The sequence below is a fragment of the Marinomonas ostreistagni genome (genome assembly GCF_016461785.1).
Taxonomy (GTDB): domain Bacteria; phylum Pseudomonadota; class Gammaproteobacteria; order Pseudomonadales; family Marinomonadaceae; genus Marinomonas; species Marinomonas ostreistagni_A.
In genome coordinates, this window is the sequence record NZ_JAEMUH010000008.1 from 170,606 (window position 1) to 196,838 (window position 26,233).

Sequence of the window (26,233 nt, forward strand, 5' to 3'; positions counted from 1 at the left end):
AACTCCCATGTATTGGTATCTAGATGCTTTTCGACACTACGCCGATTTTACCAGCCTCACCCAGCGCCGAGCGTTCTGGATGTTTGTTTTCATCAGTGTCTTGATCAGTCTGTTTATCGCCACCATCGAAATTCTGACGAATAATCCAGGGTGGCTTGATCTGATTTACTCAGTGATCGCGTTGACGCCAACGTTGGCCATTACCGTCAGACGGTTACGTGACACAGGCTTATCACTCTGGTGGTTTCTCGTCTTGCTGATTCCAGGTTTCGGTTTGCTCGTCATGCTTGTTCTATTAAGTCTGCCAAGCCAAACCTACACAGCTCATCAACCAAAAGGAGTCTAAGTATGCATACTCTGATCGTTATTCTTTGGGGGTTGGTTATATCATTATTTACTATGAGCGCCCCTGCACGTCCCTTGCCAACTATCCCTTCAGGCGCTCTAGGGGTACTCACCATCACCTCAGTAAAGATTGGCAGTTTACCCTTTTTACACGGACTAAAAGGAGAAGGACGCTATCTCACATACAATGCTCAAGGAGAGCTATGTCAAGCTGCACCAGTCGAGTTCATCGCAGGTGCAACAACAGGAGACAGTATTGGATTTGGCGAAAGGGACGATATTGAGCTTGTGGTTTACAATGACACAATTTCTAAGCGCCTGCTGGCAGGACAAAAAACCGTGAGTGTCGATTTCAACATTGACTACCAAGCACATACCCCACTGACAGATATTCACATCACCGAGGGATTACTAAGGGAGGAAGGTTTCATCCTCCACCCTCATAAAGCTTGGTCAAGCTGGTTTGGTATTCGCCCGAGTACCTTAACCTGCCATCCGCTCTAGTGTGTTTACTGAGTTGGGCTGCCTAAAAGCAGCCCTACCCCGTCTAGAGAGCTTAATGAGCACATTAGAAAGCTGCTAGTGATAAGCGGAATGAGTTACTCGACCAGCTCAACCACTAAGTCACTACTGATTTCTTCAATGGCTTTTTCTAACGCCTGAACAGAGCAATTGCTTGGTAAAGCAATCTCCAACTCTGCTTTGAAAAGCATTTCTGAGCTCATCGGAGCAGGCTCACAGTAGCTATTCAAATCAATAACGTTAGCCCCAAGACTGCTGAGTGTTTTCGACACTTCACGAATAATACCTGTTCGATCATTACCCATAATCGATAGCACCACGACATCTTGATTCGCAGAACCTTGATTAGCCGTTTCAACCGCCACTTTCAAACCAATCGAAGAAAGCTCTTTCAAAGCTGCGACTAACGCCAATTCATTTGCTTTGGGCACCGTGACTGTGACAATACCAGCAAACTTATCAGCCAAATGCGCCATGCGACTCTCACTCCAGTTGCCATGGTGTTCAGCGACCACATGAGATAACGCCTCCACCAGTCCTGGGCGATCATCACCAATTACTGTTAACACTAAATGCTGTGTCATAAGACCATCCTATTGTTGTATTGCGGCAAGTGTTCCTATCAGTATAAACCTGTATTTTGGTCCTAGTCAGTAGTTGTCAAAGCTTAAATACAAGTGATTGCTCCAAAGCAATCACTGCACTTGACGTAAATGACGACTAGACTTTGTCCATAAAATAAACGATTCTAAAACGTGACGATGTAGTAATGGAATTGAGATGAGAGCATTCACTGTTTTAATCGTAGACGACGTCCCTGATAACATCGATGTCCTACGAAAAGTATTAGAGCCTTTAGCGTGTAAAGTTTCAGTAGCCACTTCTGCTGAGCGCGCATTATCTATTCTTGAACAGTTAACACCAGATCTAATTTTACTGGATGTTATGATGCCAGGGATGAGTGGCTTTGATCTATGCAGACTGCTTCGCAAAGACACTAGATTTACAGATCTCCCAATTATATTTGTTACTGGGCGCACTGATGATATTAGCCAAGGCTTTGCTGTTGGTGGTAACGATTACATTACCAAACCCATAAACGCCGATGAAGTCATTGTGCGCGTTAAGCACCATCAAGAACGACACACCCTTTTAACTCAATTGCGTTCATTAAATAATGAGTTAGAAGAGCGTGTTAGACAAAGAACAGCTGAACTCGTCACCACTAATAAACTGCTCCGAGAAGAAATCAATGAGCGGCGTTACATGCAAGACCGCTTAAAATACCTCGCAGAACATGATTTTGTGAGTCGAACTCACAACCGCAAAGCACTCGAATCTTATGTCGTAGAACTCATTTCTTCTGCCCCCGAAATGTTTACCCCGGCCTTTTATATCTCCATTGATTTATCTCGCTTCCGCGTCGTAAATGAGAGTTGTGGTCTTATTGCTGGGGATGAGCTCTTAAGTGAAGCGGCTGAAATGATCAGTGTTATTACTGGTCCGAGTGCTTTCATCGCACGCTTAAGCGGCGACAGTTTTGCAGTGATTTACCCAACAGATCAATTGGATATCGTGGCCACCGTTGCCAATCAACTACATGAAGAGTTTTCTCGATTTACCTTCAGTTGGGATGACCGACAGTTTGACGTTGGTGCAACCATAGCTATCGTGAAAATTGATCAAACTGTCACATCCTTTGATCAAGTTCTTATGATGGCCGACGAAGTCATGTACAGCGCTAAACGAGCTGGAGGTCAGTGCGTACGTTACTTTTCTGACTTGGATAATCAAGCCAATCAGAAAAGAGCTCGCCAAAACTGGGCTCTGCGCTTAATTGATGCTCTAAAATATGACCACTTTCGTGTCTACTTTCAGCAAATCTGCCCTCTAAATAGCGAACGAGATGGTGTACATATGGAAGCACTCATTCGCTTATATGATCCTGAAAATGATGGACTAATCTTCCCTGACAGCTTTTTGTTCGCTGCAGAGCGCTACCAGCTTATTGCTGACATTGACCGTTGGATGATCCGCAAGGTATGCGAATTCCTCAGTACCAACCCTCGACAACAGCAACAAATTAAACAGATTGCGATCAACCTTTCCGCTACCACTCTAAGAGACTCCCATTTAGCGGACTATATTCAAGACACGCTCGAGAAGTATGCAGTGTCACCTAATAAGCTATGTTTTGAGGTCACAGAAACGGAACAAATCATTCACGTTAATAAAACCTCCTCGATTCTGGAACGCATTAAGCAGCTAGGATGCAGTATTGCGATTGATGACTTCGGAAGCGGCTACTCAAGCTTTAGTTATTTACGTGATTTTCCTTTTGATCACATTAAAATCGACGGAATTTTTGCCAGAGAAATTGAGCATTCAGACGCAAGTTTAGCCATGGTTCAATCGATTCTAGATGTTGCTAAAAAATTGAACAAACCATGTGTGGTTGAGTTTGTGGAAAACCAAAGTCTTGCTGAGCGATACAAAAGCATGGGGATTGAGTGGGGCCAAGGGTATCACTTCCATAAGCCAGAACCGTTAAGCATCGCCAATGTGGAACGTTGTTTAACTAGGTCACAATTATGCGAAGAGAGTTCTTAAACTTACTTCGTTTTGTCACTCTAGCTCTCATATCTCTTGGTATTGGAGGTGCCTACTCATTTGAGCTGACCGAAGGTGACAAGCAATGGCTTGCTCGCCATAAGGACCCAATTGTCTTCACAGGAGATCCAAACTGGCTGCCGTTTGAAGCCTTCACTGATGAGGGAGAATACATAGGTATCGTGCCCTCCTTTCTCAAACAGTTTTCACTCGATACAGGTGTTCAGTTCGAATTCCACCCCACTAGTTCTTGGTCTGAAACACTTGAACTCGCCGCGAACAAGCAGGTGGATGCCTTATCCGATGTGCTTGGCAGTCTAACATTACATAAGCATTATACTTTCACTGATTCATACATTAGCAACAACCTCATTGTGATCTCCGATAAGGTGGGCGGACAAATTCAGGACCTTACGGACTTGTCTCCTCTGCCGATCGGCATTATCAAAGGCTATGGTTATACATGGGAGCTTTATCAACGTTACCCAGACGTCAATTTTGTCGAAGTTGATAATATTCAAGCGGGTATTGCGGCGTTAGAAAACAATACTTTTAACTATCTCGTGACCACTTATGCTTTAGGTCAATTCCAACTGACTGCCCTAGATAAAACAGACCTAGGCATTCGTGGACAGCTGCCCATTCAAACTCACCTCGCCTTCGCGATACGCAATGACTGGCCGCAACTAGTCGACTTATTTAATCGCTGGATTGATTCTCTTACACCAGAGCAACGCTATCAAATTGCTGAGGGTTGGTATTTAGATAACACGAACCTTCTAACCAAGAAACAATTTGACTGGACGTATATCAGTTGGTCGACAGTGATCATGTTACTGCTACTTAGCTTGGTGGGATACGCTTGGCGAAGCCGAAGTATTGTCAACGAGCAAAAGCAACGCTTTAAAGCTGCACTCGCCGCAATTGATGCGGTTGAATGGCGTATGCCAAAAAGTACCGCGGAGCTAGAGCTTTCCAATGAGTTCCGTCATATTGTTCCCGAACCTTTGTCTCACCCAGAGAAGCTCAACGACTTAATCGAGCTGATTCACGAACATGACCAAGAAGCTGTTTACGAAGCATTTAGGCAAGCACGCTTAGATGCAGAGCAATCTTTAGATATAGAGTTTCGTCTAAAGACTAAAATTCCTTGCTGGCTAGCATTAAAAGGAAGCACCTCAGAGGCTTTTGGCAAAAAGGCCATCCTATTAGGTACGATCGAAAATATCACAACGCGTAAAATTGCCGAAACAGCCAAGCATCAAAGCGATGCCATGGTGACACTATTATTTGACGTACTACCGGACCTTGTGGTGTTGGATCTTCTGGACGAAGATAAGCCCGTTACCAACCAAGCCTACCGCCGTTTTTTCTCTGATCGCACGTTATTTGACAGTTTACCTGATGAACAAAAAGAGATCTGGCTAAAACAGGAACAGACCTTATTATCAAACCAAAGTCTTTGCCACACCTCAACATGGGTATCGCCCAGAGACAGTAAAAAAGCCTATTTCAGCATCATCCGCACCCCTTTCATCAACGCTGAAAATGAAATCATCGGGATTCTATCGGTAGCGCGAGACATTACAGATACCTTTTTGTTACAGCAAGAATTGCAAGAAGCAAAGCATCGGGCAGATCAAGCCAACGCAAGTAAGAGTGTTTTCTTAGCCAATATGAGCCATGAAATACGCACGCCATTAAACGCTATTCTTGGTTATGCTCAGCTTCTACAGCAGGATAACTTGGACCCAGAGTCAAGCCGGCAAATTCAGCGTATTTATTATGCTGGCCAGCGCTTACTTGGACTCATCAACGACATCCTCGACCTATCCAAAATTGAAGCAGGCAAGTTACAACTAAATGAAGAAAAGTTCCCGTTAATGTCGGAGTTACAAGAGCTTACGACATTACATGCTCAAAAAGCACAGGCTAAAGGGCTACGTTTTGTGGTCGACATAAAGCTCAACCCATATGATCAAGTCGTTTTGGATCGGGTAAAGTTTGGACAAATCATCACAAATGCCTTGGATAATGCGGTGAAATTCACAGACCAAGGAGACATTCGTTTTACTGCAAGTTACCGTCAAAGCCATCTTAAAATTCAGGTTTCTGATACTGGGCCTGGCATTACTCAAGAAGAACTAGATCGCCTGTTTACTCCATTTAGCCAAGGACAAAGTGGCAAAACAAACGGCGGTACAGGGCTGGGATTAGTATTGGCAAGACGTCTGGCAGACGCAATGAGCGGTACTTTTGCTCTGCACAGTATGTTAAATCAAGGCACAGAGGTCCAAATTGACTTACCGGTACAACTCATCGCAGACGACCCAACCGATGATACGCATTTATCAAAGTCGATGACCATCGCCTCTGCGAAAACTGCCTTGATTATCGAAGATGATGAACTCAGCCGCGACATGATGCAGCACACTCTTGAGAAACTCGGCTTTAAAACGTTGCTAGCAGAAGATGGGCTGCAAGCATTGGAGTTTATGACCTACCCTATTGATATCGTATTTTCAGATATTCGCATGCCTAATATGGATGGCATGACGCTTATCGAACACATTCGCCAAAAGCCTGAACTAGAGTCTCTTCCTGTCATCGCAGTGACCGCCTCAAGTTTCGAACATGAAAAGCAAAGCTATTTGAACAGTGGCTTTTCAGACTTTATCGCCAAACCTGTACATTGGCAGCCACTATGTGACTGTATTAACCGTTTTATACCTTTAATCGAGTCACCAAATACTGCAACAACAAACCAAACGCCCCCCTCTGTTGAGGCCATAGAACCAACCGACAAACTCTTAGACCAGGATGAGCAAGAGGCATTGCTACTGCAATTCAAGCAGGCCTGTCAGCTGGGTGATGCCGATGCAGCCTTCCAGTGTTTAAACAAACTTCAAGAATCAGCCTACTCTTCCGATAAATTGGATATAATTAAACAATATGTCGAGCAATACGACTTTGACAGTGCTTTAGCTATGACGTTGTAATTACTAATCTAGGCCGCCATTATTGCGCGGGACAGCGCACTAATAAGAGAATAAAACGATCCTTATGTCGCCAACTGAATTGTCTAAGATGGAAAAGAAAGACGCCGTCAACCTGCTTTACTCAAATGCTGGGGTAGGGATATTTGTTACATTTATTATCTCTTCTGTTTTAGTGTTTACGTTTCCTCATAGCGGACCAGATCGCGTTGTTCAACTTGGCTGGTGGAGTATTATTAACTGCGTTGTATTCATTCGTCTGATCGACTTAGCGTATTTCTTTTCCAAAGTTCGTCATCAAAGCCATGATATCGTCAACAAAGCATTCCCACGGTTTGCTTCAGGCGTAATGATTACTGGTGCTTTGTGGGCATGTTATACCGCCATAATGATGCATTCGACTAATTGGGCCGAAGTCGCCATTACTTGTATCGTCATTTCTGCTTTTGCCGGTGGTTCAGTCAGCCTATTATCAGGGTCTAAACGATTGTCTGTTGCTTACAGTGCAATACTCACAATACCACTTGGTATTTCACTCATTCTGGTCGGTGGTGAAATCTTTGATACCTTAGGCTACCTCACTCTGGGCTTTTTCTTCATCATTCTTGCCAGTGCACATAAAGCAGCATTATTCACCTCTCGATCTATCCATTTAAAGCATCAAAACGACCATTTGCTCTCGCATATGGAACAAGAGGTCGCAAAGCGAACGCAAGAAATTTACTCTCTTTCAAACATTGATCCGTTAACAGGGCTTTTTAACCGAAAAGCCTTTTCAGAAAAATTGAACTACCGTTTACAAACACAGCCCAACACACAGCTGGCTGTACTCTTTATAGATTTAGACGGCTTTAAAACTATCAATGACTCGTTAGGACATGAAACAGGTGATCGGGTTATTCGAGAAGCCAGTCAACGTATACAACAAAACATCGAACCCTCTGATTTACTATGCCGTTGGGGTGGCGATGAATTTTTACTGGCCATTGAGCAGCATCAAGGCCTATTAGAGGACGCTCAAGAACTCATTGCCACTATCTCCCTACCCTATATTGTAGATGGGTCGAAGCTTAACTTAGGCGCAACCATAGGCATTGCATATTACCCACAGCATGGTACTCATCATGAACGCCTTATCCAACGGGCGGACATGGCAATGTATCATCAAAAGCGTTCAGAAAAAGGCCGTGTCGGTATATTCGATGAATCTTTACGCGAACAACTAATGCGTGAGCTGCGCCTTCGAGATCATCTAGAGAACGCCATTCATCGCCATGAGCTATTCTTGGTATATCAACCCATCATCGCAACCGATACAGGGAAAATTGAAGCAGTAGAAGCATTGCTGCGTTGGCGCTTGGACAACGAAATGATTCCCCCTGATGAGTTTATCGGCATTGCTGAGCAGTACGGTTTTATTCGCGCTATTGGCCTTTGGGTATTAGGAGAAGCTTGTTTGGCTGGTAAGCGTCTGCAAGACCATCACCCTGATCTAGGCATCAGCGTTAACGTCTCTATTCAGCAGCTTTTAGACGATGACTTCCCCGATGAAGTGGCTGCGACATTAAAGAGAACAGAGTTTCCTGCACATTGCTTGGATTTGGAAATTACAGAGTCCTTGTTTGCACACGACAAACGTCGATTGATCGAGAACATTCGCAGGTTGAAACAAACCGGAATCCAAGTTTCCATTGATGACTTCGGCACTGGTTACTCTTCCCTTTCAGTGATGCAAGAATTTGATGTAGATTACGTCAAAATTGACCGTTCTTTCATTTGGTCAATGGATAAAGGTGGGCGTGCGATTGTCGAAGCTGTGTCTCAAATTGCGACGTCATTCAATTACAAAGTTGTTGCTGAGGGCGTTGAAACTGAAGAGCAGCGTCGTCTACTGAGTAATATGGGAGTAGACTATCTGCAAGGGTATTTATTTCTACCACCAACGCCAGAAGATGAACTCATTCGCCATTTAGGCTAATGCTCGTGTTCACGTTTCTTCAGCTCGACCTACTAAACAAATTTATCCATATTATGGATTAAATCTGGAACGTTCTCTAAAAACGCGCATCTTGCGCGTTTTTTTTGTCAAACTGGAAAGATGACATGGAGAATACTATGAAGAAAACGTTATTCGTAACAAGCTTAGCCGTGCTTGTGAGCGCCTGCTCTAATTCTGACTGGCGCACCGCAAGTCGCGAGCCTGCGGGCATTGCACCTGACCCGCAAAAAGAGCAAGAAGCCGTCATAGAGTTTTATGGTGCCGATGCGTTTAGCTGGCGCGGGTGGTTCGCCATTCATACATGGATCGCCACGAAAGAAGCGGGGGCATCACAGTATAAAGTACACGAAGTTACGGGTTGGCGTGTCGAGCGCGGACAGCCGGCGCTTTATACCTACAACACTGCCACACCAGACCGATATTGGTTTGGCGCAAAGCCTGAAAAGATTTTATCAATCAAAGGTGAGAAAGCAGCCGAACTGATTCCCAAGATAGATCAAGCCGTTCAAAGCTACCCTTGGAAAAACGAATACAGCGTCTTTCCTGGACCAAACAGCAACACCTTCCCGGCATGGATTGGAAAGCAAGTCCCTGAACTGGGTTTAGATATGCCTTTTAGTGCGATTGGCAGCGGCTACGCAGACTAACGTAGCCCTCGCCTTATAGATCAGTGCTTCGTTGACCCTGGATTTGGCACAAAGTTGATCACTGCGGTATCACCTTCTGGTGCAGAAGAATGCGGCTGGTTAACGCGTGTGACTAACTCTTGCGGCTGCGCTTGCACAACCGTCGATTGTTCATCTTCGTACCCACAGGCAATACATTCGCGGTATTGTTTCTCGGCATCGTCATCGCGCCATGCACGAATCTTATCCATCTCACTACAGCGTGGGCATACGGCCCCAGCGATAAAGCGTTTAACTGTCATTTCTTACCTCGGTTTATTGGGACTGGCTCGATGCCTCGGTGCTACTAGTTACTTGGTTCCTTTTCACTCGGGCGTGGCGCATCCCTGCGCCAGAGCCCTCGCGCCACCCTCCTTGGTGACTGTCGAAAAGGAACACAAGTGACGCCTAATAAGTCCTTAGTCTCACCTAAAATACACATTTGCGAGTTGATCCAAATCCCTTTTGACCGCGGCTATGGATGGCCGCACGAGACGTTAGGTGCAGGGATACACCTTCGTCGAGGCAAAAGGGTATGGATCAAGTAGCCCTTGCTGAACAGAGATTACTCAAAAGCAGACTCTAAGCAGCAATGCCACTATGACGCAGCAGCGCATCGACACTTGGCTCACGGCCACGGAAGGCTTCAAACAGCTCGGCCGCTGGGCGTGAACCGCCGTTTGCCAATATGGTATCACGGAAGTGGGCACCGGTTTCAGTGTTGAAAATGCCATCTTCTTCGAATTTCGAGAACGCATCGGCAGACAAAACTTCCGCCCACTTGTAGCTGTAGTAACCGGCCGCGTAGCCGCCAGCAAAGATGTGCGAGAAGCTGTTCTGGAAACGGTTAAACGCAGGTGGAACAGTGACTGCCACTTGGCTGCGAACTTCGTCTAATACGTCTTGCGCCTTGATACCGTCTTTGTATTCGCGGTGTAAGCGGAAGTCGAACAGAGAGAACTCCAATTGACGCACCATCTGCATACCAGACTGGAAGTTCTTCGCCGCGAGCATTTTGTCTAACAAGTCTTGAGGCAGTGGCTCGTTGGTTTCGAAGTGACCCGCAATATGCGCTAAAGCTTCCGGCTCCCAGCACCAGTTTTCCATAAACTGACTTGGTAACTCGACCGCATCCCATGCCACGCCATTGATGCCTGATACAGAAGAGACTTCAACCTGCGTCAGCATGTGGTGTAAGCCGTGACCGAACTCATGGAACAAGGTCGTGACTTCATCGTGGGTCAGTAAAGCAGGCTTATCGCCGATTGGCTGAGTGAAGTTACAAACAAGATATGCCACAGGTAGCTGTAGACGGCCATCGTCTAAGCGACGACGTACACGACATTCGTCCATCCACGCACCGCCACGCTTGCCTTCGCGAGCGTAAGGGTCTAAGAAGAAGCGAGCAATGTCTTCACCATTTTTAGAGATGGTAAATAGCTGAACGTCTTTGTGGTACGTATCAAAATCAGACTCTTCGCGAATATCCACACCGAACAAGGTTTGTGCCGTATGGAACAAGCCCGACAGCACTTTGTTAATCGGAAAGTAAGGACGCAGCACTTCTTGCGAAATGGAATATTTCTTCTCGCGCAGTTTCTCTGCGTAGTAGCCCACATCCCAAGAATTCAACTCTTCGACACCGTATGCTTCTTTAGCAAACGCTTTAAGGTCCGCAAGGTCCGTCTCAGCAGAAGGCTTAGACTTCACCGCAAGATCACTCAAGAAGTCTACAACTTGCTGGCCACTTTCCGCCATTTTCGTCGCAACTGATAATTCTGCGTAGTTTTCAAAACCAAGGATCTGAGCCATTTCATGGCGAAGCGCCAGGATTTCATCGATCAATGGCGCGTTGTCGAATTTACCTTCGCTGCTTAACTCAGACGCGCGTGTTGCGTACGCCGTATACATTTCTTTGCGCAGTTCTTGGCTGTCTGCATAGTTCATCACTGGCAAGTAAGATGGGATGTCTAGTGTGAACAACCAGCCTTCTTGCTCTTTCGCATCCGCCATTTGCTTGGCTTGGGCAATGGCTGATTCAGGTAAACCCGCCAGCTCTGCTTCGTCGGTGATCAGCTTGCTCCACGCACGGGTCGAATCCAATACATTTTCCCCAAACTGGCTGCCTAGCTCGGATAAACGTGCGCTGATTTCGCCGTAACGTTTTTTCGGCTCGCCTTCTAGACCAACGCCCGACAACTCGAAGTCACGAATAGTTTGCGTCAAAGCCTCGGCTTGCGCAGGTGTCAAAGATTTGGCTTCAGCGCTTTCTGCTAGGGCTTTGTAGGCTTCGTACAGAGCTTTGTTTTGACCAAGCTCTGTGTAGTAGTCGCTAAGCATTGGCAAGCTTGCGTTGTAGGCTTCACGAATCTCAGGCGTGTTTTGTACAGAATTAAGGTGACTGATCGGCGACCAAAATTGACCTAAGCGATCGTGGATCTCATCCAAAGGCGTGACTAAACTTGCCCACGTTGGCTGTGCGTTCTTTTCAACGACAGCCGCAATATCCGTGCGGTTCTTCTCAAGTAATGATTCCAAGTCGGCAACGATGTTCTTAGGCTCGACCTTGGAAAATTCTGGCAATGTCGTAGCGTCCCATACGGATTGTGTCATATCGTGATATCCTTTTTGGCGTTTGCAGGATGCAGTAGCACCCTTGCAGAAATAGGTTTAATACTGACATATAAGATATGTGGTCTTGGCGCTTTTTCAATGGGCAAACGCCGATCACCCTCATAGCTTTCATTAATACTGCACGGTGCGTGCTAAGGATTAGACAATGGCAATTAAGACATTTCGTGGTCATACCCCAACATTTGGCGCGCGAGTCTGGGTCGATGACAGCGCAGTGATCATCGGTGACGTAGAGATCGGTGATGACAGCTCAGTTTGGCCATTGGTTGCCATTCGCGGTGATATGCACCGCATTCGTATCGGCCAACGCACCAGCATCCAAGACAACTCTTGCTTACATATTACTCACGCCAGCACTTACAAGCCAGAAGGTCACCCATTAGAAATCGGTGACGACGTCACCGTAGGCCATATGGCCATGCTGCATGGCTGCAAAATCGGCAACAAAGTCCTCGTCGGCATGGGCACTACGATTCTGGACGGCGCTGTGATTGAAGATGAAGTCATTATCGGTGCAGGCTCATTGGTGCCACCTGGTAAACGTCTTGAATCAGGGTATCTATACATGGGCTCACCAGTGAAACAAGCTCGCCCACTGAGCGAGAAAGAGATCGAATACTTCCAATACGCAGGTCTTAACTACGTCAAATTAAAAGACGAATACTTGGCCGAAGCTGAGGCCGCAGGAGACGCCTAATGAGCCGTTTAAGTGCGCCATTTATCGGTGTAGCACTGGTCGCTGGGGCGTTCTGGGTCGCGACTCAGTCCTACCAGAAAAACTTCGCAGGCCCGGCCCTAGATGAAGCCAAGCAAGCTGAGTTGGGCATTCAGCTGGTTGAGTTCCCGCGTCAAATTCCACCCATTGAGCGTCTAGAACAAGGCCAATGGCAAAGCGTCTACGTCCAACCTGAGTTCTGTGATGCCGTTTGCCAAGGCAGTAGTGTGCAAATGACAAAACTGGGCGTACATGTTCTCCCTGCTAACCAAGCGACTTCTGCTGAACTGAGCCAAATTCTCAGTACAGAAAAATATGTAGGGCATCAAAACCGAGTACTTCTGCTTAACAAAGAAGGAAAGTTTGCCGGCTCAATACAGCCCCCCTACACGCAAGAATCTTTTGACGTCATTTTTAAAGCATTGAATCCATAAATTTTCGATTTTTTTGTCCATAGTGTGTAATAAACACTCGGCTTGTTCCGTCTATAGCGTTAAATTGATAACCCGTAGAAACGACAAGCCGAGATTTTACATGACCCAAGCCCTATCTCGCTCCAACGAACAAACGAACGCCCAACTGTTTCATGACACGGAGTTCATGGAAAGTTTGCGTGCCCAAATGATCAAGTTTGCGGTGCTGCAAGTCAGAAACGACGCCCTAGCTGAAGATGCCGTTCAAGAAGCAATGATCTCTGCTTACCAAAATATCGAACGTTTTAATCGTCAGGCCGCTTTAAAAACATGGGTCTTCGCGATTCTCAAAAATAAATTAATTGATATTTTGCGTAAGGAAAAGCGCTATACCAGCGTCAGTTTATTAGAAGAAGGCGCAGGCCGAAGCGACGAAGCATTACTAGAAGATCTATTTAATGAAAAAGGTCACTGGCAAAAAGATGAGCGCCCTAAAAAATGGGATGAGCCAGACCACGGCCTTGAGAGCCAGCATTTTTGGCGTACTTTTGATGTCTGTTTAGATGCTCTGCCTGCAAAATATAGCCGATTCTTTATGATGCGTGAATTCTTAGAGCTCGACACAAACGAAATTTGCGACAACGAGGATGTCACCGTCAGTAACCTGAACACCACACTGTTTCGTGCGCGTTTACGCTTGCGCGAATGCCTTGAAGATAACTGGTTTCAAGGGGAGAAAAACACATGATGAAATGCACCGAAGCCACACAACTTTTATCGGAAAAGATGGATCGCTCATTATCCAGCAAGGAAAAAATTAACTTAGGCGTCCACACTGCTATGTGCCCCGCGTGTCGTCAATTTGGTAAACAGATGCTTTCTTTACGTAAAATTAGTCAGCAATACGTGAACCATAAGGAAGGAAACAACTAAAAAGCGGAGCCTATCGCTCCGCTTTTACTAACACACTCAAAAAGTCTTATTTCTTAGTGGCTTTTTTCAGTGATTTTTTTAGCTTAGCAATTTTGTCTTTTTGCTTAGATACTTTTTCTTTACGTGCTTTGATCTCTGACTTGATTGCTTTCACTTCTTTCTTAGACATATCCATAGTCTCCTTATAATTCAATGATTTAAGATCTTCACTGTACGCTTGTTGAAGAGAAAACCCCACCCCTCAACAGCAATTGTCATAAAAACTTAATACATAAGTCACAAAACCGCCACATAAACAAAAACCATCTGGGGAAAAAATTTTATCTTTTTTTTAAAATTGTCTGTAAGAATTTAAAAAACGAATCGTCCAAAGGATGTAACAAAACATTTATTCCTTTGGAGGAAAACATCATGTCTACTAAAAACACTTCACTTGCTCTTGCTTTAGGTACTGCGGTTGCTCTATCAGCTGTAGCGGTCCCAGCCCAAGCCGCATCGAAAGAAAAATGTTACGGTGTGGCGCTTGCTGGTCAAAATGACTGTGCAGCAGGCCCAGGTACATCTTGTGCAGGCACATCGACCATGGATTACCAAGGCAATGCTTGGAAACTGGTTCCAGCTGGCACATGCATGGAAATGGACTCGCCAACGTCTCCTTCTGGTCACGGTAAATTGGAAGCATTCTAAGGGCTGTCATGATGACCTTTAGTAAGCCGCAAGCCGAGGGTAAATATTTACCCTCAGGCTTTGCCCAGCAAACAGGGATCAGCTTAAAGCCGTGCTATTACGAGCAAATCTTAACAACACGGCCTAAGGTTGGCTTTTTTGAAATCCATGCCGAGAACTACTTGAGTGAAGGCGGCCCCGCTCGTCATTACCTTGAAGAAGTTCGTAGTCTGTATGACATCACCGTTCATGGTGTGGGGTTATCCTTAGGCGGCGATGACACACTCAACCTTGACCATTTAGAACGCGTTGCACGTTTAGTAGAAAGAGTTCAACCCGCCGTATTTTCTGAGCACTTGGCTTGGTCCACTCACCAGCAACATTTCTTTAATGACTTATTACCAGTGCCCTACTCCGAAGATCGGTTGCAGCGGCTATGTGAGCACGTTGACCAAGTACAAGCACGACTCAAACGCCAGATATTAATCGAGAACCCTTCTACCTATTTCGAGTTTTGCTCCAGCGCCATGGAAGAAACTGACTTTATCGCGGAGTTGGTCAAACGCACAGGCTGTGGGCTTCTACTCGACGTCAATAACGTTGATGTCTCTTGCTTTAATCATCAACGTAACCCTTATGATTATTTACGAACCTTCCCGTTACAGGCCGTTCAGCAGATACATTTAGCTGGACATACGCTAGACGAGAAGGCGCAACCTGCACTAAAGATCGACTCACACGATCAACCTGTGACCAGCGATGTCTGGCAGCTTTATCAACACACACTTGAGTTGATGGGAGATTGCCCAACCCTGATTGAACGTGATGGCAATTTTCCTGAGTTATCTGTTTTGCACGAAGAAGCGGTTATGGCCGACCGTATTCGAGCCTTAGTAAAGGAGGCCCAGAATGCAGCAGCAATTTAGTCAGGCTCTGTTTTCCACAAACGAACTAGAGCAAGAAGATTTACTCAACGATATTAAGGGCCACTCGCTAGCTGAGCGCACACAACGCCTAAACGTCTACCGCAACAATGTGTATGTCTCTCTGATGGACGCCCTTGGGGAAATTTTCCCCGTGTGCAAGCAAGTGGTGGGTGACGCTTTTTTTAATGCCATGGCACGCCAATATGTAGATAGACACCCTCCTAGATCAGCAATCCTAAGCGAGTACGGCGATCAATTCAGTGAATTTGTCAGCCATTTCTTTGCAGCCCAATCGCTGCCCTATCTTGCCAGTTTGTGTGACCTGGAATACCGACTTTTGCAGATGACGCATAACGCTGAGCCGACACATTTGTCTCTAAGTGAAGCACAACAACGCCTCAGCCAAGCCAACAATCCAGACGCATTACAACTGTTACTGTACTCGCAATGTGAGCTTCTAAGCTATCCTTACGCCGTCGGACAACTTTATCTAGCACATAAACAACCACAGCTGAATTTAAAGCAATTGCAACTTCAACAGGCAGACCACTTATTAATTGCTAAATCTGGCCTGTACGGCTGTATTTACCCACTTAATGCCCTAGAGTTCGAGTTCATTAAGGCGTTAAAAGAGAACCCGAGTTTGGGGCAAGCATTGCCTGAAAACGAATCTTTCGACTTAGGCCAAACCCTCGCAAAATTAATGACTTGGGAAGTGTTTTCAGACATTTATGAATCTTAGGAGCCTGATATGCTAAACCTGTTAACACGTGTTCCCGAACAGCTGTTTCGCACCATCCCTGAAACACTCATTCTGTTATTGGCTCGATTTGCTCTGGCCACTGTATTTTGGCTCTCAGGACAAACAAAAATCGAAGGCTTTGCCTTCAACCCATTAGCGGGACAATTTGAATTTGGCTTACCTACCATAAAGGAATCCACATTCTTCTTATTTGAGTATGAGTACGCCCTGCCTCTGATCCCAGCCAACCTCGCGGCTTATCTCGCCACCGCTGCCGAGCATGTACTGCCCATTTTGCTTGTGCTGGGTTTGTTCACGCGATTAGGCGCTGCGGGCATTTTGGCCATGACCCTAGTGATTCAACTCTTTGTTTACCCTAGTGCCTATGCCTTGCATACTTCTTGGGCCGCTATGGCATTACTACTTATGAAACAAGGCGCTGGACGTGTTTCTCTAGACAACCTTCTCACTCGCTAGAAAGCGTTTCATTAAATTAAGAGCCTAAGCAATACGCCATAAAAAATGCGACACCTTGATCTCTCAAGATGTCGCATTTTTAAGTCTTACTTGGCGATCAGCGCTTAGTTTAAGCCGTCTTACGAATCGGAAGAGTGTAAGCGATCAAGAATAGAAGCGCTGCACAGACAACCACACTTGGGCCAGTTGGTGTATCCCAATGATACGACGCCCACAAGCCACCACACACCGACAAACACCCTAATACGCCTGCCATAGACGCCATCTGCACGGGGGTTTGTGAGAGCTTACGTGAGGTCGCCGCCGGAATGATCATCAAAGACGTAATCAGCAACACACCCACGATCTTCATCGCCACCGCGATGACCACCGCCACCAACAGCATTAGCAACAGGCGGATGGCTTCAACTGGATAACCTTCCACTTTCGCCAACTCTTCGTTCACGGTCAGAGCCAGCAAAGGACGCCAGAAGGTCACTAACAAGCTCATCACTAATAAGCCGCCGCCATAAATCCAATATAAGTCTGTCTGACTGATGGCAAGCAAATCACCAAATAAGTACGCCATCAGATCAATGCGCACATTGTCCAAAAAGCTAACCGCCACCAGTCCCAGCGACAAAGCGGAGTGGGCTAAGATGCCCAGCAATGTATCCGTCGCAATGATGTGTTTTTTCTGCAACGCCACCAGTACCAATGCCAAGCCAACACACAGCACCACAATGGCGAAGTTCAAATTAATATCCAACAAGAAACCAAGCGCCACACCCAATAAAGCAGAGTGCGCTAAGGTATCGCCAAAGTAGGCCATCCGCCGCCAAACGACGAACGCACCTAACGGCCCCGCAACGGCTGCCACACCAATGCCGCCAATCAAGGCTCTCATTAACAGTTCAAGCATGTTCTAGAAATCTCCGATTAATGAGTATGATGCTGGCAACTAGCCGTGTGTACATGGCCTTCTTCGACCACTTCACCACTGTCATCGTGCACGTGATTATGATTGTGGGCATAAATCGCCAAGGACGAATCCGCACCAGGAATACCGAATAGAGCCTGATACGCTGGGTGGCCTTTGACATGCTGTGGAGAACCTGAACAACACACGTGCTGATTGATACATACCACGGTATCCGTTTGCGCCATCACCAAGTGCAAGTCATGGGAAATCATCAAAACGCCACAGTTTAGCTCTTTGCGAATCACATCAATCAAGTTGTACAGTTCTACCTGACCACTGACATCGACCCCTTGTACCGGTTCATCCAACACCAATAAGTTAGGGCGATTCAAAAGCGCACGGGCCAATAGCAATCTCTGCGTTTCACCGCCGGACAACACATGTACTTGAGAGTTTTCTAAATGCGGAATACCCACTTTATTGAGCGTAGGGCGAATGTCTTTTTTATTCACGCCACGTACCAAGCCTAAAAAGTGCTTAACCGTCAGTGGCAAGGTCGGATCAATATGCAGCTTTTGAGGCATGTAACCAATTCGCAAATGGTCATGACGCACCACTTTACCCGTGGTAGGTTCTTGCAAGCCTAACAAGGTACGGATCAAAGTACTCTTACCACTGCCATTCGGGCCGATCAGCGTCACAATCTCCCCTTGATGCAGGGTCATATTGATATTGCTCAGCAATTGGCGTTCCCCAAAACGAATGCCAATGTCTTGTAGCTCTGCTAGTCGCGTACTCATGATGCAGGCGCTTCCTGAGTACGGCAATCGGCACATAAACCGGTCAATTCAATGGTTTCAGAACGCAGCTCAAAGCCCTGCTCCGCTGCCTTATCAATCAACGACTGGTGAATGTCTTGGTAATCAAATTCCATCACGTTTTGGCAGTCATCACAGATCAAGAAATAGCCCTTATGTGGCTTATCAGCATGAGCACAACCGAGGTAGGCGTTCATAGACTCTACCTTGTGAATCAAGCCTGCCGACATCAGAAAATCCAAGGCACGATAAACCGTTGGCGGGGCCGAGTTAAAGCCCTCTTCTGCTAACTTCGCCAATAGCTGATACGCCCCAAGAGGACGATGACTTTGCCAAATCAGCTCAAGCGCACGTCGGCGCACTTTGGTTAGACGCTGGCCTTGCTCAGAACAAACCGTTTCAGCGGTTTCCAAGGCCTGCTCAATGCATACATCATGATTGTGTGCATGATCATGGCCAGCCGTATGGGAGTGGTGGTGTTCGGTCATTAGAATGCCCGCCCTGCTACTTGTAGGTCACTGTAAATCATCGTGACACTGATAAAAATTAAGGCGCATGCGGCAAGCACACCCAGTAGGCGTGTCACCCGTTGTCGCCATCGACTGGGGCTTAATGCGAAGCTGCCATCGCGAAACAATACACTCAGTAATGCTAACGCAGATACCGTTAAGCCTGTGCCTAACGACATGACCAAGGTCGCTAATACGCCCCATTGAAAAATGCCTGTGCTGGTGGCAAACAACAGCACTAAGACCGCCCCCGTACACGGGCGAATACCAATCGCAGACACCATAGCTATGGTGCTGCGCTTGGCTGTTTTAACTTCCTCTTCCGGCGCATCCAAAAGCTTTGCATCATGCTCATGGCTATGATCATGATGCTCACAGCGGCTATGCTCATGATGACCACAATCGTGGTGACTGTGATCGTGCAAGTGATCCTTACTGTGATCATGCCCACAACTGGATTTGCCTTGCGCCAAGCGCCACAGCATCCAGATACCAATCAAGCCTATCGCGGCATAAGAAGCCAGTTCTAAGATACGGGTGGTTTCAGTGATCGCACCAGCAATATCGAGTAGTTGCGCCATCCCCCAAACCAAGAGAATCGCCACTGCACCTTGCGCCAAAGCGGAGATAAAAGACAGCTGAACGCCCTTACGCAACGGTGCCTTAGTAGCAAGTAAGTAAGAACCGATTACCGCTTTGCCATGACCGGGGCCGGCCGCATGAAAGACACCATACAAAAAGCTAGCCACCAGCAAGCTGCCGATTAATGCAGGGCTTTCTTGCTTGGCTAAGGTTTGCACCAAACGCGCCAATTCACGGTGAAAGTCGCGCTGCTGTTCCATGACCCAGCGCCCTATTTCAAAGACAAACGTCTGGTCAGCCGCCCATGCAGTGCTGGACAGCAACATCATCCAAATGCTTAACCACTTTATTACTCGCACCACAGCTTTCCTACGAACGAAAATCGAATTATTGTTATAGTATAACAATAATTCTCATTTGGAAATGTGGTGCGTATTAGGATTTATCCAGCACTAGGCTGCAAGAAGCCCATCACACCACCCATAAAGATCTGCGCCGCCATGGCTGCCAAAATCAAACCGGTGATCTTCGATAGAATATTCAGACCTGTGCGGCCTAATAAGCGCTCAATAATCGAACTGCAGTACAACAACACACCTAGGGTCAATAGCGCTGCGACTAAGCCCATCAAGCCGATAGCAAACTCCCAGCCTTTAAACTCTGCACCGTAGACCAAGATCGTACCAATCGTCGCCGGACCAATGATGGTCGGTACCGCGAGCGGCACCACAGAGATATCATCGCGCTCTTCGTTCGGCATCCCCGTAGCATGGTTACGAGTACCGTCTTTCACCAAACTGATGGCAGACATAAATAGCAAAATACCCGCACCGATTCGAAAAGAATCCAGCGTAATCCCTAATACCGCAAACAAAGTGCTGCCAAAGAACATCAGCACTAAAGCAATCGCTAACGCGGCAATAATCGACTTATTGGCCACATGACGGCGGGCTTCAGGGGTTTCACCGCGCGTGAGTGCCAAAAACATCGACATCACGAAAAACGGAGCAAATAGGAAGAAGAACTTAATCCAAGTGGAAAGTAATAGACTCATGATAGGAGTACCTAGGTCGGCAGTGCGTTCGCGATCAGCGTTGCGTCAGTGCCAGTTTGATGCCAAAGCCCACCAGCAATACGCCGGTTAAGCTATCCAAGACTTGCGCCACTTTTGGTCGCGCTAGCCATACTCTTGCTCGGTGAACCATCACCGCAAGAAACGTTTGCCACACCATCGCTATGATAAAGTGAAGGGCAGCCATAAACAGAGATTGCGCCACGGCAGAATATTCTGGATTAATAAACTGCGGCAAGAACGCCATATAAAATACAATGGTTTTAGGGTTTAAGATGTTCGACAAGATGCCCTGACGAAATGCCAATTTGGCATTCATCTGACGCCCTTCTGGTAAATTTAGCGTCAGTCCTTGAGGCCGCCAAGCACTGCGCAAAGCTTGTACTCCTAAGTACACTAAATACAGAGCACCAGCGACTTTAAAGGCCGTAAACAAGGTCGCAGAACCTAATAAAATCACCGACAAGCCTAGGGCTGAAATCGTGGCATGGGCAAACAAGCCCAAACAAATACCTAAGCTACATACGAAGCCTACACGCCAGCCTGCCACAGCAGAGCTACGAAGCACCAACAAAGTGTCCACCCCAGGACTCATGGTTAACACCGTTATCGCCAGTAAAAATGGCAACCATTGGAATTGCTCGATCATAGGACGCTCTCAATCAAATTAGGAACACGACAGCCTAAGAACTAGGTGTCACAGTGAAGGTCGACCCAACCTTCCATATAGAATTCATCGGCTTCTTGCTCCGCTGGCGTACAGGTTTCCGCCATCAGCCCCGTCAGCTTAATCAAACCTTCATCAGGTATCACTAGAGCAAAATAGTTTTCTCTATCGCCAAAGCCCATACGCAACGTGCTTTGCTGTAAATCTACGGTCTCAGGTAAGACAATACCTAAGCGAACAGTCATGGCTTGGTCTACCACCCCAACATCCACGACTTGCACATCAATAGGCTGAATCTCTCGTCCATCGACTTGCAAACGCAGAAAGTATTGATATTGAGCTAAGTTGGTCATGGCCTTGGCTGCGTCAGCCTTTTCAGCCCCCAGCAGCTGACCGTCGGCGTTTTTATCAAACTCCATCAGCATATCGAGACTGGAGAACACATCAAACGTCCAGTAGGCATCCACAGTCTGAATCGCTGGCGTCGTCAGATTGACTTGGTAATAAGAGTCGATCCAAATATGCGGATGAGCCAACGCCTGCCCTGCACCAAGCCACAAAAGGCCAGCACTAATGCTTTGACAAACATGACGACGCCAGCTCAACATAGCTTAGTTCTCCGTCAAGCTCGGTGCATGACGCACTCGCGCTTCAAGGATACGTTGGAACTCCATTGGATCATGCTGTTGTGCTAAACGCTCTGGATCGTGCTTCGCACCATGCCATGCTTCTAGACGTGACAACCAAAAACGCAACGCAGCGATTTTCAGCATATGCGGCCAAGACATGATTTCCGCCGCACTTGGCTCGCGCTCATAAATGTAAGCATTGACCATCGCGTGGTACTTATCCATGTCTAACTCACCAGTACTCATATCCGAGCACCAATCGTTCACAACAATGGCTAAGTCATACATCAACCAAGAGTAACACGCATTGTAGAAGTCGATGATCGCAGACAGCTGCTCCCCTTCAAACAAGGTATTGTTGTAGAACAGATCACCGTGCACCGTACCTTTGGCTAACTGATCATCGTATTGCGCAATAAAGGTATCAAACTCAGACACTTGCTCTAGCAATAAATGCGCTTGATCTGTTTCTAGCTCTGGGGCAATCGACTTTGACGTCGCGCGCCACCAATCCATACCACGGTGGCTTGGACGGTGTTCAGGGAAATCCATACCTGCTGTATGCAACTGCGCCAACACTTTGCCCATTAAACGACAGCTTTCAACAGTGGTACCTTCTTCTAGCAAACCACCAGGGAAGCAATCCACCATGATCGCAGGGCGACCTTGGACGATACGTAAACGCTCGCCATGGTTATCAAGCAAAGCCGCCGGTACATTAAAGCCTTTATGCTTTAGATGCGCGACCACATCTAAAAAGTACGGCACTTCATCGTATTCAAACTCTTCAAACAAAGTAAGTACATACTTACCGGTGGTAGTATTCACAAAGTAGTTGGTATTTTCTACGCCACCTGAGATGCCTTGAAAAGACACCAATTCACCTAAGTAATAATCGGCCACAAGGCCGCGCATATCAGAGTCCGAAAGAGAAGTGTAAACAGCCAAAATCTGTACCTAATGTATTTTATTTGCGCAATGATTCATTTAGCCGCTTATGCTCCACAATCAGAGCAAAAAGGTCAATTGAACACCGCGAAAAAGCGGCGATTATGTTAGGCTAATGGGCAATTATTTGTACTTTTACCGCGCTGCGCACGTCATCGCGCAGCCCACGAGGGAAACTATGTCGGCTCAAGACTCTCTGACCAATGCATCACCAATGGTTTTAGTAGACGGTTCATCTTATTTGTACCGTGCTTTTCACGCGATTCCACCACTGACGACCAGCGATGGCCAACCGACCAACGCAGCCCGCGGTGTGATCAGCATGATTCGCAGTTTAATTGGTCGTTATCCTAACTCCCCGATAGTGGTGATTTTCGACGCCAAAGGTAAAACTTTCCGCGACGATATGTACAAAGAGTACAAAGCCCAACGACCACCAATGCCAGACGATCTGCGCCTACAAATCGAACCGATCCACCGCATGATCGAAGCCATGGGCTTACCTTTGGTGATCATCGAAGGAGTGGAAGCAGACGATGTGATCGGCACCATCGCCAAACAAATCGGCGGTGAAGGCCGTGAAGTCGTTGTCTCAACGGGCGATAAAGACATGGCCCAGTTAGTGACGGACAAAGTCACACTGGTGAACACCATGACCGATACCGTAATGGACGTAGAAGGCGTTAAAGAGAAATTCAAAATTCCACCTGAGCTAATCATCGACTTCCTAGCACTAATGGGCGACAAGGTCGATAACATCCCAGGTGTACCGGGTGTCGGTGAGAAAACTGCCTTAGCAATGCTGCAAGGCATCGGCAGCCTAGAGGAAATCTACGCACGTCTTGATGACATTGCACCGCTTGGCTTCCGTGGTTCAAAAACCATGGCCAAGAAAATGGAAGAACACCGCGAAATGGCCGAGCTTAGCTACAAGCTAGCGACCATCAAATGCGACGTGGAACTGCCATTTGATCCACACAAGTTGAAAAACGAAGAGATCAATAAAGAAGCCCTTCGCGAGTGGTTCACTAAACTGGAATTCAAAACTTGGCTGCGCGATCTAGATAAAGCCCCAGCCTCCGGCACCGCCGATGACACGGTAGACAACGATGATGAGCCAGCGCCTGCAGCCAATATCGACGTCGAGTACGACACGGTGCTCGATAAAGACAGCTTTAATGCTTGGCTGAAGAAAATCCAAGACGCAGACCTTGTGGCATTTGATACCGAGACCACATCTCTTAACTACATGGCCGCCGAGCTAGTTGGCGTAGGCATCTCTGTTGAGATCGGCAAAGCCGCCTACATTCCTGTGGCACACGATTACGAAGGCGCACCAGAACAGCTTGATCGTGACTGGGTACTAGAGCAATTGAAACCTTGGCTTGAAGACGACAACCAAAAGAAAGTCGGCCAGCACCTTAAATACGATGCTAACGTATTGAACAACTACGGCATCACGCTACGTGGTATCGAGTTCGACACCATGTTGGAGTCTTATGTATTGAACTCCACCGCAACTCGCCACGATATGGACAGCCTAGCGTCCAAGTTCCTTGGTCACACCACCGTGAGCTTTGAAGAGATCGCGGGCAAAGGTGCGAAGCAGAAAACCTTTAACCAGATCGACCTAGAGCAAGCCGCCTTCTACGCGGCCGAAGACGCAGACATTACCCTGCGCCTACACCATGCGATCATGCCGAAGCTGGAAAAAGAAGGTGATTTGGTTAACGTCCTAAAAGACATCGAACTACCATTGGTGCCCGTGTTGGCGAAAATGGAACAAACCGGCGCTTTAATCGACCCAGACCTACTGCATGCACAGAGCACTGAGATCGCCGCTAAATTGCAGGAGATCGAGATCAAAGCTCACGAAGAAGCGGGTCAAGCCTTTAACCTAAGCTCGCCAAAACAGCTGCAAGAAATCCTGTTTGAAAAACAAGGCTTGCCGGTTATTAAGAAGACACCAAAAGGCCAACCGTCTACCGCTGAGCCGATCCTGCAAGAACTGGCGGAGCAATACGAACTGCCACGTTTGATCATGGAACACCGCAGCATGTCGAAGCTAAAATCGACTTACACCGACAAGCTGCCAGAGATGCTGCAAAAGACCGGCCGTATTCACACGTCTTATCACCAAGCGGTGACCGCGACAGGTCGTTTATCTTCGACCGATCCAAACTTGCAGAACATCCCGATTCGTACCACCGAAGGCCGCCGCATTCGCCAAGCGTTTATCGCCCCAGAAGGCTACAAATTGATCGCCGCCGACTACTCGCAAATCGAGCTGCGCATCATGGCGCACCTATCACAAGATAAGGGCCTATTGGATGCGTTTGCCCACGATGTGGACGTGCACAAAGCCACCGCTGCGGAAGTCTTCGACACCACCGTAGACGAAGTGACCACAGAACAACGCCGCCGCGCCAAAGCCATCAACTTCGGCCTGATCTACGGCATGTCGGCGTTTGGTCTAGCGAAACAGCTTGGCATTGGCCGCCCCGAGGCGCAGCAATACGTACAGCGCTACTTTGAACGCTACCCTGGCGTTCGCACCTACATGGACAACACCCGTGAAAACGCCAAAGAAAAAGGCTATGTGGAAACCATCTTTGGTCGTCGTCTATACCTTCCTGAGATCAAAGCCCGTAATGCCATGATGCGTCAAGCCGCCGAACGCACCGCGATCAACGCCCCGATGCAAGGCTCCGCCGCCGACATCATCAAACGCGCCATGATCAACATGCACAACTGGCTCGCAGAAACCGATCTAGACGTGAAAATGATCATGCAAGTACACGATGAATTAATCTTCGAAGTGGCCGAGAAAGACCTTGATGCTGCGCAGAGTAAGATTGTCGAGATTATGCAGAATAGCAGCGAGATCGACGTGCCCTTGCTTGTGGAAGCTGGGGTTGGGAACAACTGGGACGAGGCGCATTAGTGCGCCTTATTAAATTAAACGAATTCCATCTTAGTTCTTAAAGGAATAGGAAAATTGAAAGCTTTACAAACAGTCACTCCAACTGATGAGCAACTTAAACTATTGGTAAGACCTCAGGCAGGCACAATGGTTATAAGAGGGGCAGCCGGAAGCGGTAAAACGACCACAGCATTAATGATGTTAAACTTAGCTTTAGGTTATTTGATAGATAAACACTCAGGTCAAGAAAAAGAGATAACCCTAAGAGTTTTTACTTTCAACAAAACTCTTGCCGCGTATGTTGACGAGTTTGTTTCAAATGAGATTAATCTAATCAAACAAGACAGTAAAGTATCTATAAATTCAGAAGTAACAACTATTTCAAAATATATGTGGAATAGAATAAATCCAAACACAACAATAGTTGAGTTTAGGGATCAGAGATCTTTAATAAATGATTTTATTAGAAAAAACGACTTTGAATACAGTTTCATTGTCGATGAAGTAGAGTACCTACTAGGTCGACTTGATGATAATAATT

Annotated in this window: 28 protein-coding genes; 16 read left to right on the forward strand and 12 right to left on the reverse strand. The window is 46.9% G+C overall.

What is annotated here, in order from left to right:
* Positions 1-7: 7 nt before the first annotated feature.
* Both JHD44_RS10185 and JHD44_RS10190 read left to right on the forward strand, forming a co-directional pair.
* The gene (locus tag JHD44_RS10185; protein ID WP_199462646.1) at positions 8-346 is read left to right on the forward strand and encodes a DUF805 domain-containing protein; all 339 of its coding nucleotides are present in this window, start codon (positions 8-10) and stop codon (positions 344-346) included.
* Positions 347-348: 2 nt separating this feature from the next.
* Positions 349-849 carry a hypothetical protein gene (locus JHD44_RS10190; protein ID WP_199462647.1) on the forward strand — a complete coding sequence of 167 codons (501 nt, stop codon included), beginning with the start codon at positions 349-351 and terminating at the stop codon, positions 847-849.
* A 95-nt stretch (positions 850-944) separates the two neighbouring features.
* On the opposite strand, the gene JHD44_RS10195 is transcribed toward JHD44_RS10190, so the two are convergent.
* Positions 945-1,451: a glycine cleavage system protein R gene (locus JHD44_RS10195; protein ID WP_199462648.1), complete on the reverse strand. Its 507-nt coding sequence runs from the start codon at positions 1,449-1,451 to the stop codon at positions 945-947.
* Positions 1,452-1,647: 196 nt separating this feature from the next.
* Here JHD44_RS10195 and JHD44_RS10200 point away from each other — a divergent pair, with 196 nt between their 5' ends.
* From JHD44_RS10200 to JHD44_RS10215, 4 genes are all read left to right on the forward strand, one after another.
* Positions 1,648-3,477 (forward strand): EAL domain-containing protein, encoded by a 1,830-nt coding sequence (locus JHD44_RS10200; protein ID WP_199462649.1) that lies wholly within the window; start codon positions 1,648-1,650, stop codon positions 3,475-3,477.
* Positions 3,459-6,476, forward strand: a complete 3,018-nt coding sequence (locus JHD44_RS10205; RefSeq protein ID WP_199462650.1) for an ATP-binding protein — start codon at positions 3,459-3,461, stop codon at positions 6,474-6,476. The genes JHD44_RS10200 and JHD44_RS10205 overlap by 19 nt, the downstream gene beginning before the upstream one ends.
* Before the next feature lie 64 nt (positions 6,477-6,540).
* On the forward strand, positions 6,541-8,451 hold the full coding sequence (locus JHD44_RS10210) for a putative bifunctional diguanylate cyclase/phosphodiesterase (RefSeq protein ID WP_199462651.1): 1,911 nt from the start codon (positions 6,541-6,543) through the stop codon (positions 8,449-8,451).
* A gap of 137 nt (positions 8,452-8,588) precedes the next feature.
* A complete protein-coding gene (locus JHD44_RS10215; protein WP_199462652.1) occupies positions 8,589-9,119 on the forward strand; it encodes a DUF3750 domain-containing protein in 531 nt (176 codons plus the stop codon).
* 20 nt (positions 9,120-9,139) lie between these two features.
* Here JHD44_RS10215 and JHD44_RS10220 read toward each other — a convergent pair whose 3' ends face one another.
* Complete coding sequence (locus JHD44_RS10220; protein WP_199462653.1) at positions 9,140-9,400, reverse strand: YheV family putative zinc ribbon protein; 261 nt, start codon at positions 9,398-9,400, stop codon at positions 9,140-9,142.
* Between the two features lie 319 nt (positions 9,401-9,719).
* Positions 9,720-11,750 (reverse strand): oligopeptidase A, encoded by a 2,031-nt coding sequence (gene prlC / locus JHD44_RS10225; RefSeq protein WP_199462654.1) that lies wholly within the window; start codon positions 11,748-11,750, stop codon positions 9,720-9,722.
* Between the two features lie 166 nt (positions 11,751-11,916).
* Here prlC and JHD44_RS10230 point away from each other — a divergent pair, with 166 nt between their 5' ends.
* The 4 genes from JHD44_RS10230 to JHD44_RS10245 all read left to right on the forward strand — a co-directional run bounded on the left by JHD44_RS10230 (position 11,917) and on the right by JHD44_RS10245 (position 13,832).
* A complete protein-coding gene (locus JHD44_RS10230) occupies positions 11,917-12,468 on the forward strand; it encodes a gamma carbonic anhydrase family protein (protein WP_199462655.1) in 552 nt (183 codons plus the stop codon).
* A complete protein-coding gene (locus JHD44_RS10235) occupies positions 12,468-12,920 on the forward strand; it encodes a hypothetical protein (RefSeq protein ID WP_199462656.1) in 453 nt (150 codons plus the stop codon). The genes JHD44_RS10230 and JHD44_RS10235 overlap by 1 nt, the downstream gene beginning before the upstream one ends.
* Positions 12,921-13,020: 100 nt before the next feature.
* Entirely contained in the window at positions 13,021-13,647 is a 627-nt protein-coding gene (locus tag JHD44_RS10240; protein ID WP_199462657.1) for an RNA polymerase factor sigma-70, read from the forward strand.
* Positions 13,644-13,832 carry a zf-HC2 domain-containing protein gene (locus tag JHD44_RS10245; protein WP_199462658.1) on the forward strand — a complete coding sequence of 63 codons (189 nt, stop codon included), beginning with the start codon at positions 13,644-13,646 and terminating at the stop codon, positions 13,830-13,832. The genes JHD44_RS10240 and JHD44_RS10245 overlap by 4 nt, the downstream gene beginning before the upstream one ends.
* 46 nt (positions 13,833-13,878) lie before the next feature.
* On the opposite strand, the gene JHD44_RS18925 is transcribed toward JHD44_RS10245, so the two are convergent.
* Entirely contained in the window at positions 13,879-14,001 is a 123-nt protein-coding gene (locus JHD44_RS18925; protein WP_267905828.1) for a hypothetical protein, read from the reverse strand.
* 242 nt (positions 14,002-14,243) lie between these two features.
* Here JHD44_RS18925 and JHD44_RS10250 point away from each other — a divergent pair, with 242 nt between their 5' ends.
* The 4 genes from JHD44_RS10250 to JHD44_RS10265 are packed head-to-tail and all read left to right on the forward strand — an operon-like array spanning position 14,244 to position 16,643.
* Entirely contained in the window at positions 14,244-14,519 is a 276-nt protein-coding gene (locus JHD44_RS10250) for a DUF2282 domain-containing protein (RefSeq protein ID WP_199462659.1), read from the forward strand.
* A gap of 8 nt (positions 14,520-14,527) precedes the next feature.
* Positions 14,528-15,424: a DUF692 domain-containing protein gene (locus JHD44_RS10255; protein ID WP_199462660.1), complete on the forward strand. Its 897-nt coding sequence runs from the start codon at positions 14,528-14,530 to the stop codon at positions 15,422-15,424.
* Positions 15,408-16,166 (forward strand): DNA-binding domain-containing protein, encoded by a 759-nt coding sequence (locus JHD44_RS10260; protein ID WP_199462661.1) that lies wholly within the window; start codon positions 15,408-15,410, stop codon positions 16,164-16,166. The genes JHD44_RS10255 and JHD44_RS10260 overlap by 17 nt, the downstream gene beginning before the upstream one ends.
* Before the next feature lie 9 nt (positions 16,167-16,175).
* On the forward strand, positions 16,176-16,643 hold the full coding sequence (locus JHD44_RS10265; RefSeq protein ID WP_199462662.1) for a DoxX family protein: 468 nt from the start codon (positions 16,176-16,178) through the stop codon (positions 16,641-16,643).
* 109 nt (positions 16,644-16,752) lie between these two features.
* Here JHD44_RS10265 and znuB read toward each other — a convergent pair whose 3' ends face one another.
* From znuB to JHD44_RS10305, 8 genes are all read right to left on the reverse strand, one after another.
* Entirely contained in the window at positions 16,753-17,544 is a 792-nt protein-coding gene (gene znuB / locus JHD44_RS10270; RefSeq protein ID WP_133564692.1) for a zinc ABC transporter permease subunit ZnuB, read from the reverse strand.
* Positions 17,545-17,561: 17 nt separating this feature from the next.
* Positions 17,562-18,344: a zinc ABC transporter ATP-binding protein ZnuC gene (gene znuC / locus JHD44_RS10275; protein WP_199462663.1), complete on the reverse strand. Its 783-nt coding sequence runs from the start codon at positions 18,342-18,344 to the stop codon at positions 17,562-17,564.
* Positions 18,341-18,850, reverse strand: a complete 510-nt coding sequence (locus JHD44_RS10280) for a Fur family transcriptional regulator (RefSeq protein ID WP_133564695.1) — start codon at positions 18,848-18,850, stop codon at positions 18,341-18,343. The genes znuC and JHD44_RS10280 overlap by 4 nt, the downstream gene beginning before the upstream one ends.
* The gene (locus JHD44_RS10285) at positions 18,850-19,812 is read right to left on the reverse strand and encodes a nickel/cobalt transporter (protein WP_325097080.1); all 963 of its coding nucleotides are present in this window, start codon (positions 19,810-19,812) and stop codon (positions 18,850-18,852) included. The genes JHD44_RS10280 and JHD44_RS10285 overlap by 1 nt, the downstream gene beginning before the upstream one ends.
* Before the next feature lie 83 nt (positions 19,813-19,895).
* Positions 19,896-20,507 carry a MarC family protein gene (locus JHD44_RS10290; RefSeq protein WP_199462664.1) on the reverse strand — a complete coding sequence of 204 codons (612 nt, stop codon included), beginning with the start codon at positions 20,505-20,507 and terminating at the stop codon, positions 19,896-19,898.
* A gap of 34 nt (positions 20,508-20,541) precedes the next feature.
* Entirely contained in the window at positions 20,542-21,174 is a 633-nt protein-coding gene (locus JHD44_RS10295; RefSeq protein ID WP_199462665.1) for a LysE family translocator, read from the reverse strand.
* Positions 21,175-21,215: 41 nt separating this feature from the next.
* Positions 21,216-21,800 carry a DUF1007 family protein gene (locus tag JHD44_RS10300; protein WP_199462666.1) on the reverse strand — a complete coding sequence of 195 codons (585 nt, stop codon included), beginning with the start codon at positions 21,798-21,800 and terminating at the stop codon, positions 21,216-21,218.
* Between the two features lie 3 nt (positions 21,801-21,803).
* Complete coding sequence (locus tag JHD44_RS10305; RefSeq protein ID WP_199462667.1) at positions 21,804-22,769, reverse strand: homoserine kinase; 966 nt, start codon at positions 22,767-22,769, stop codon at positions 21,804-21,806.
* 178 nt (positions 22,770-22,947) lie between these two features.
* Between JHD44_RS10305 and polA the strand changes: the two genes are divergently transcribed.
* Together polA and JHD44_RS10315 are read left to right on the forward strand one after the other, a co-directional pair.
* Complete coding sequence (gene polA / locus JHD44_RS10310) at positions 22,948-25,713, forward strand: DNA polymerase I (RefSeq protein ID WP_233401996.1); 2,766 nt, start codon at positions 22,948-22,950, stop codon at positions 25,711-25,713.
* A gap of 54 nt (positions 25,714-25,767) precedes the next feature.
* Positions 25,768-26,233 (forward strand): hypothetical protein (locus JHD44_RS10315; protein WP_199462668.1); only part of this gene is annotated, 466 nt, incomplete at its 3' end.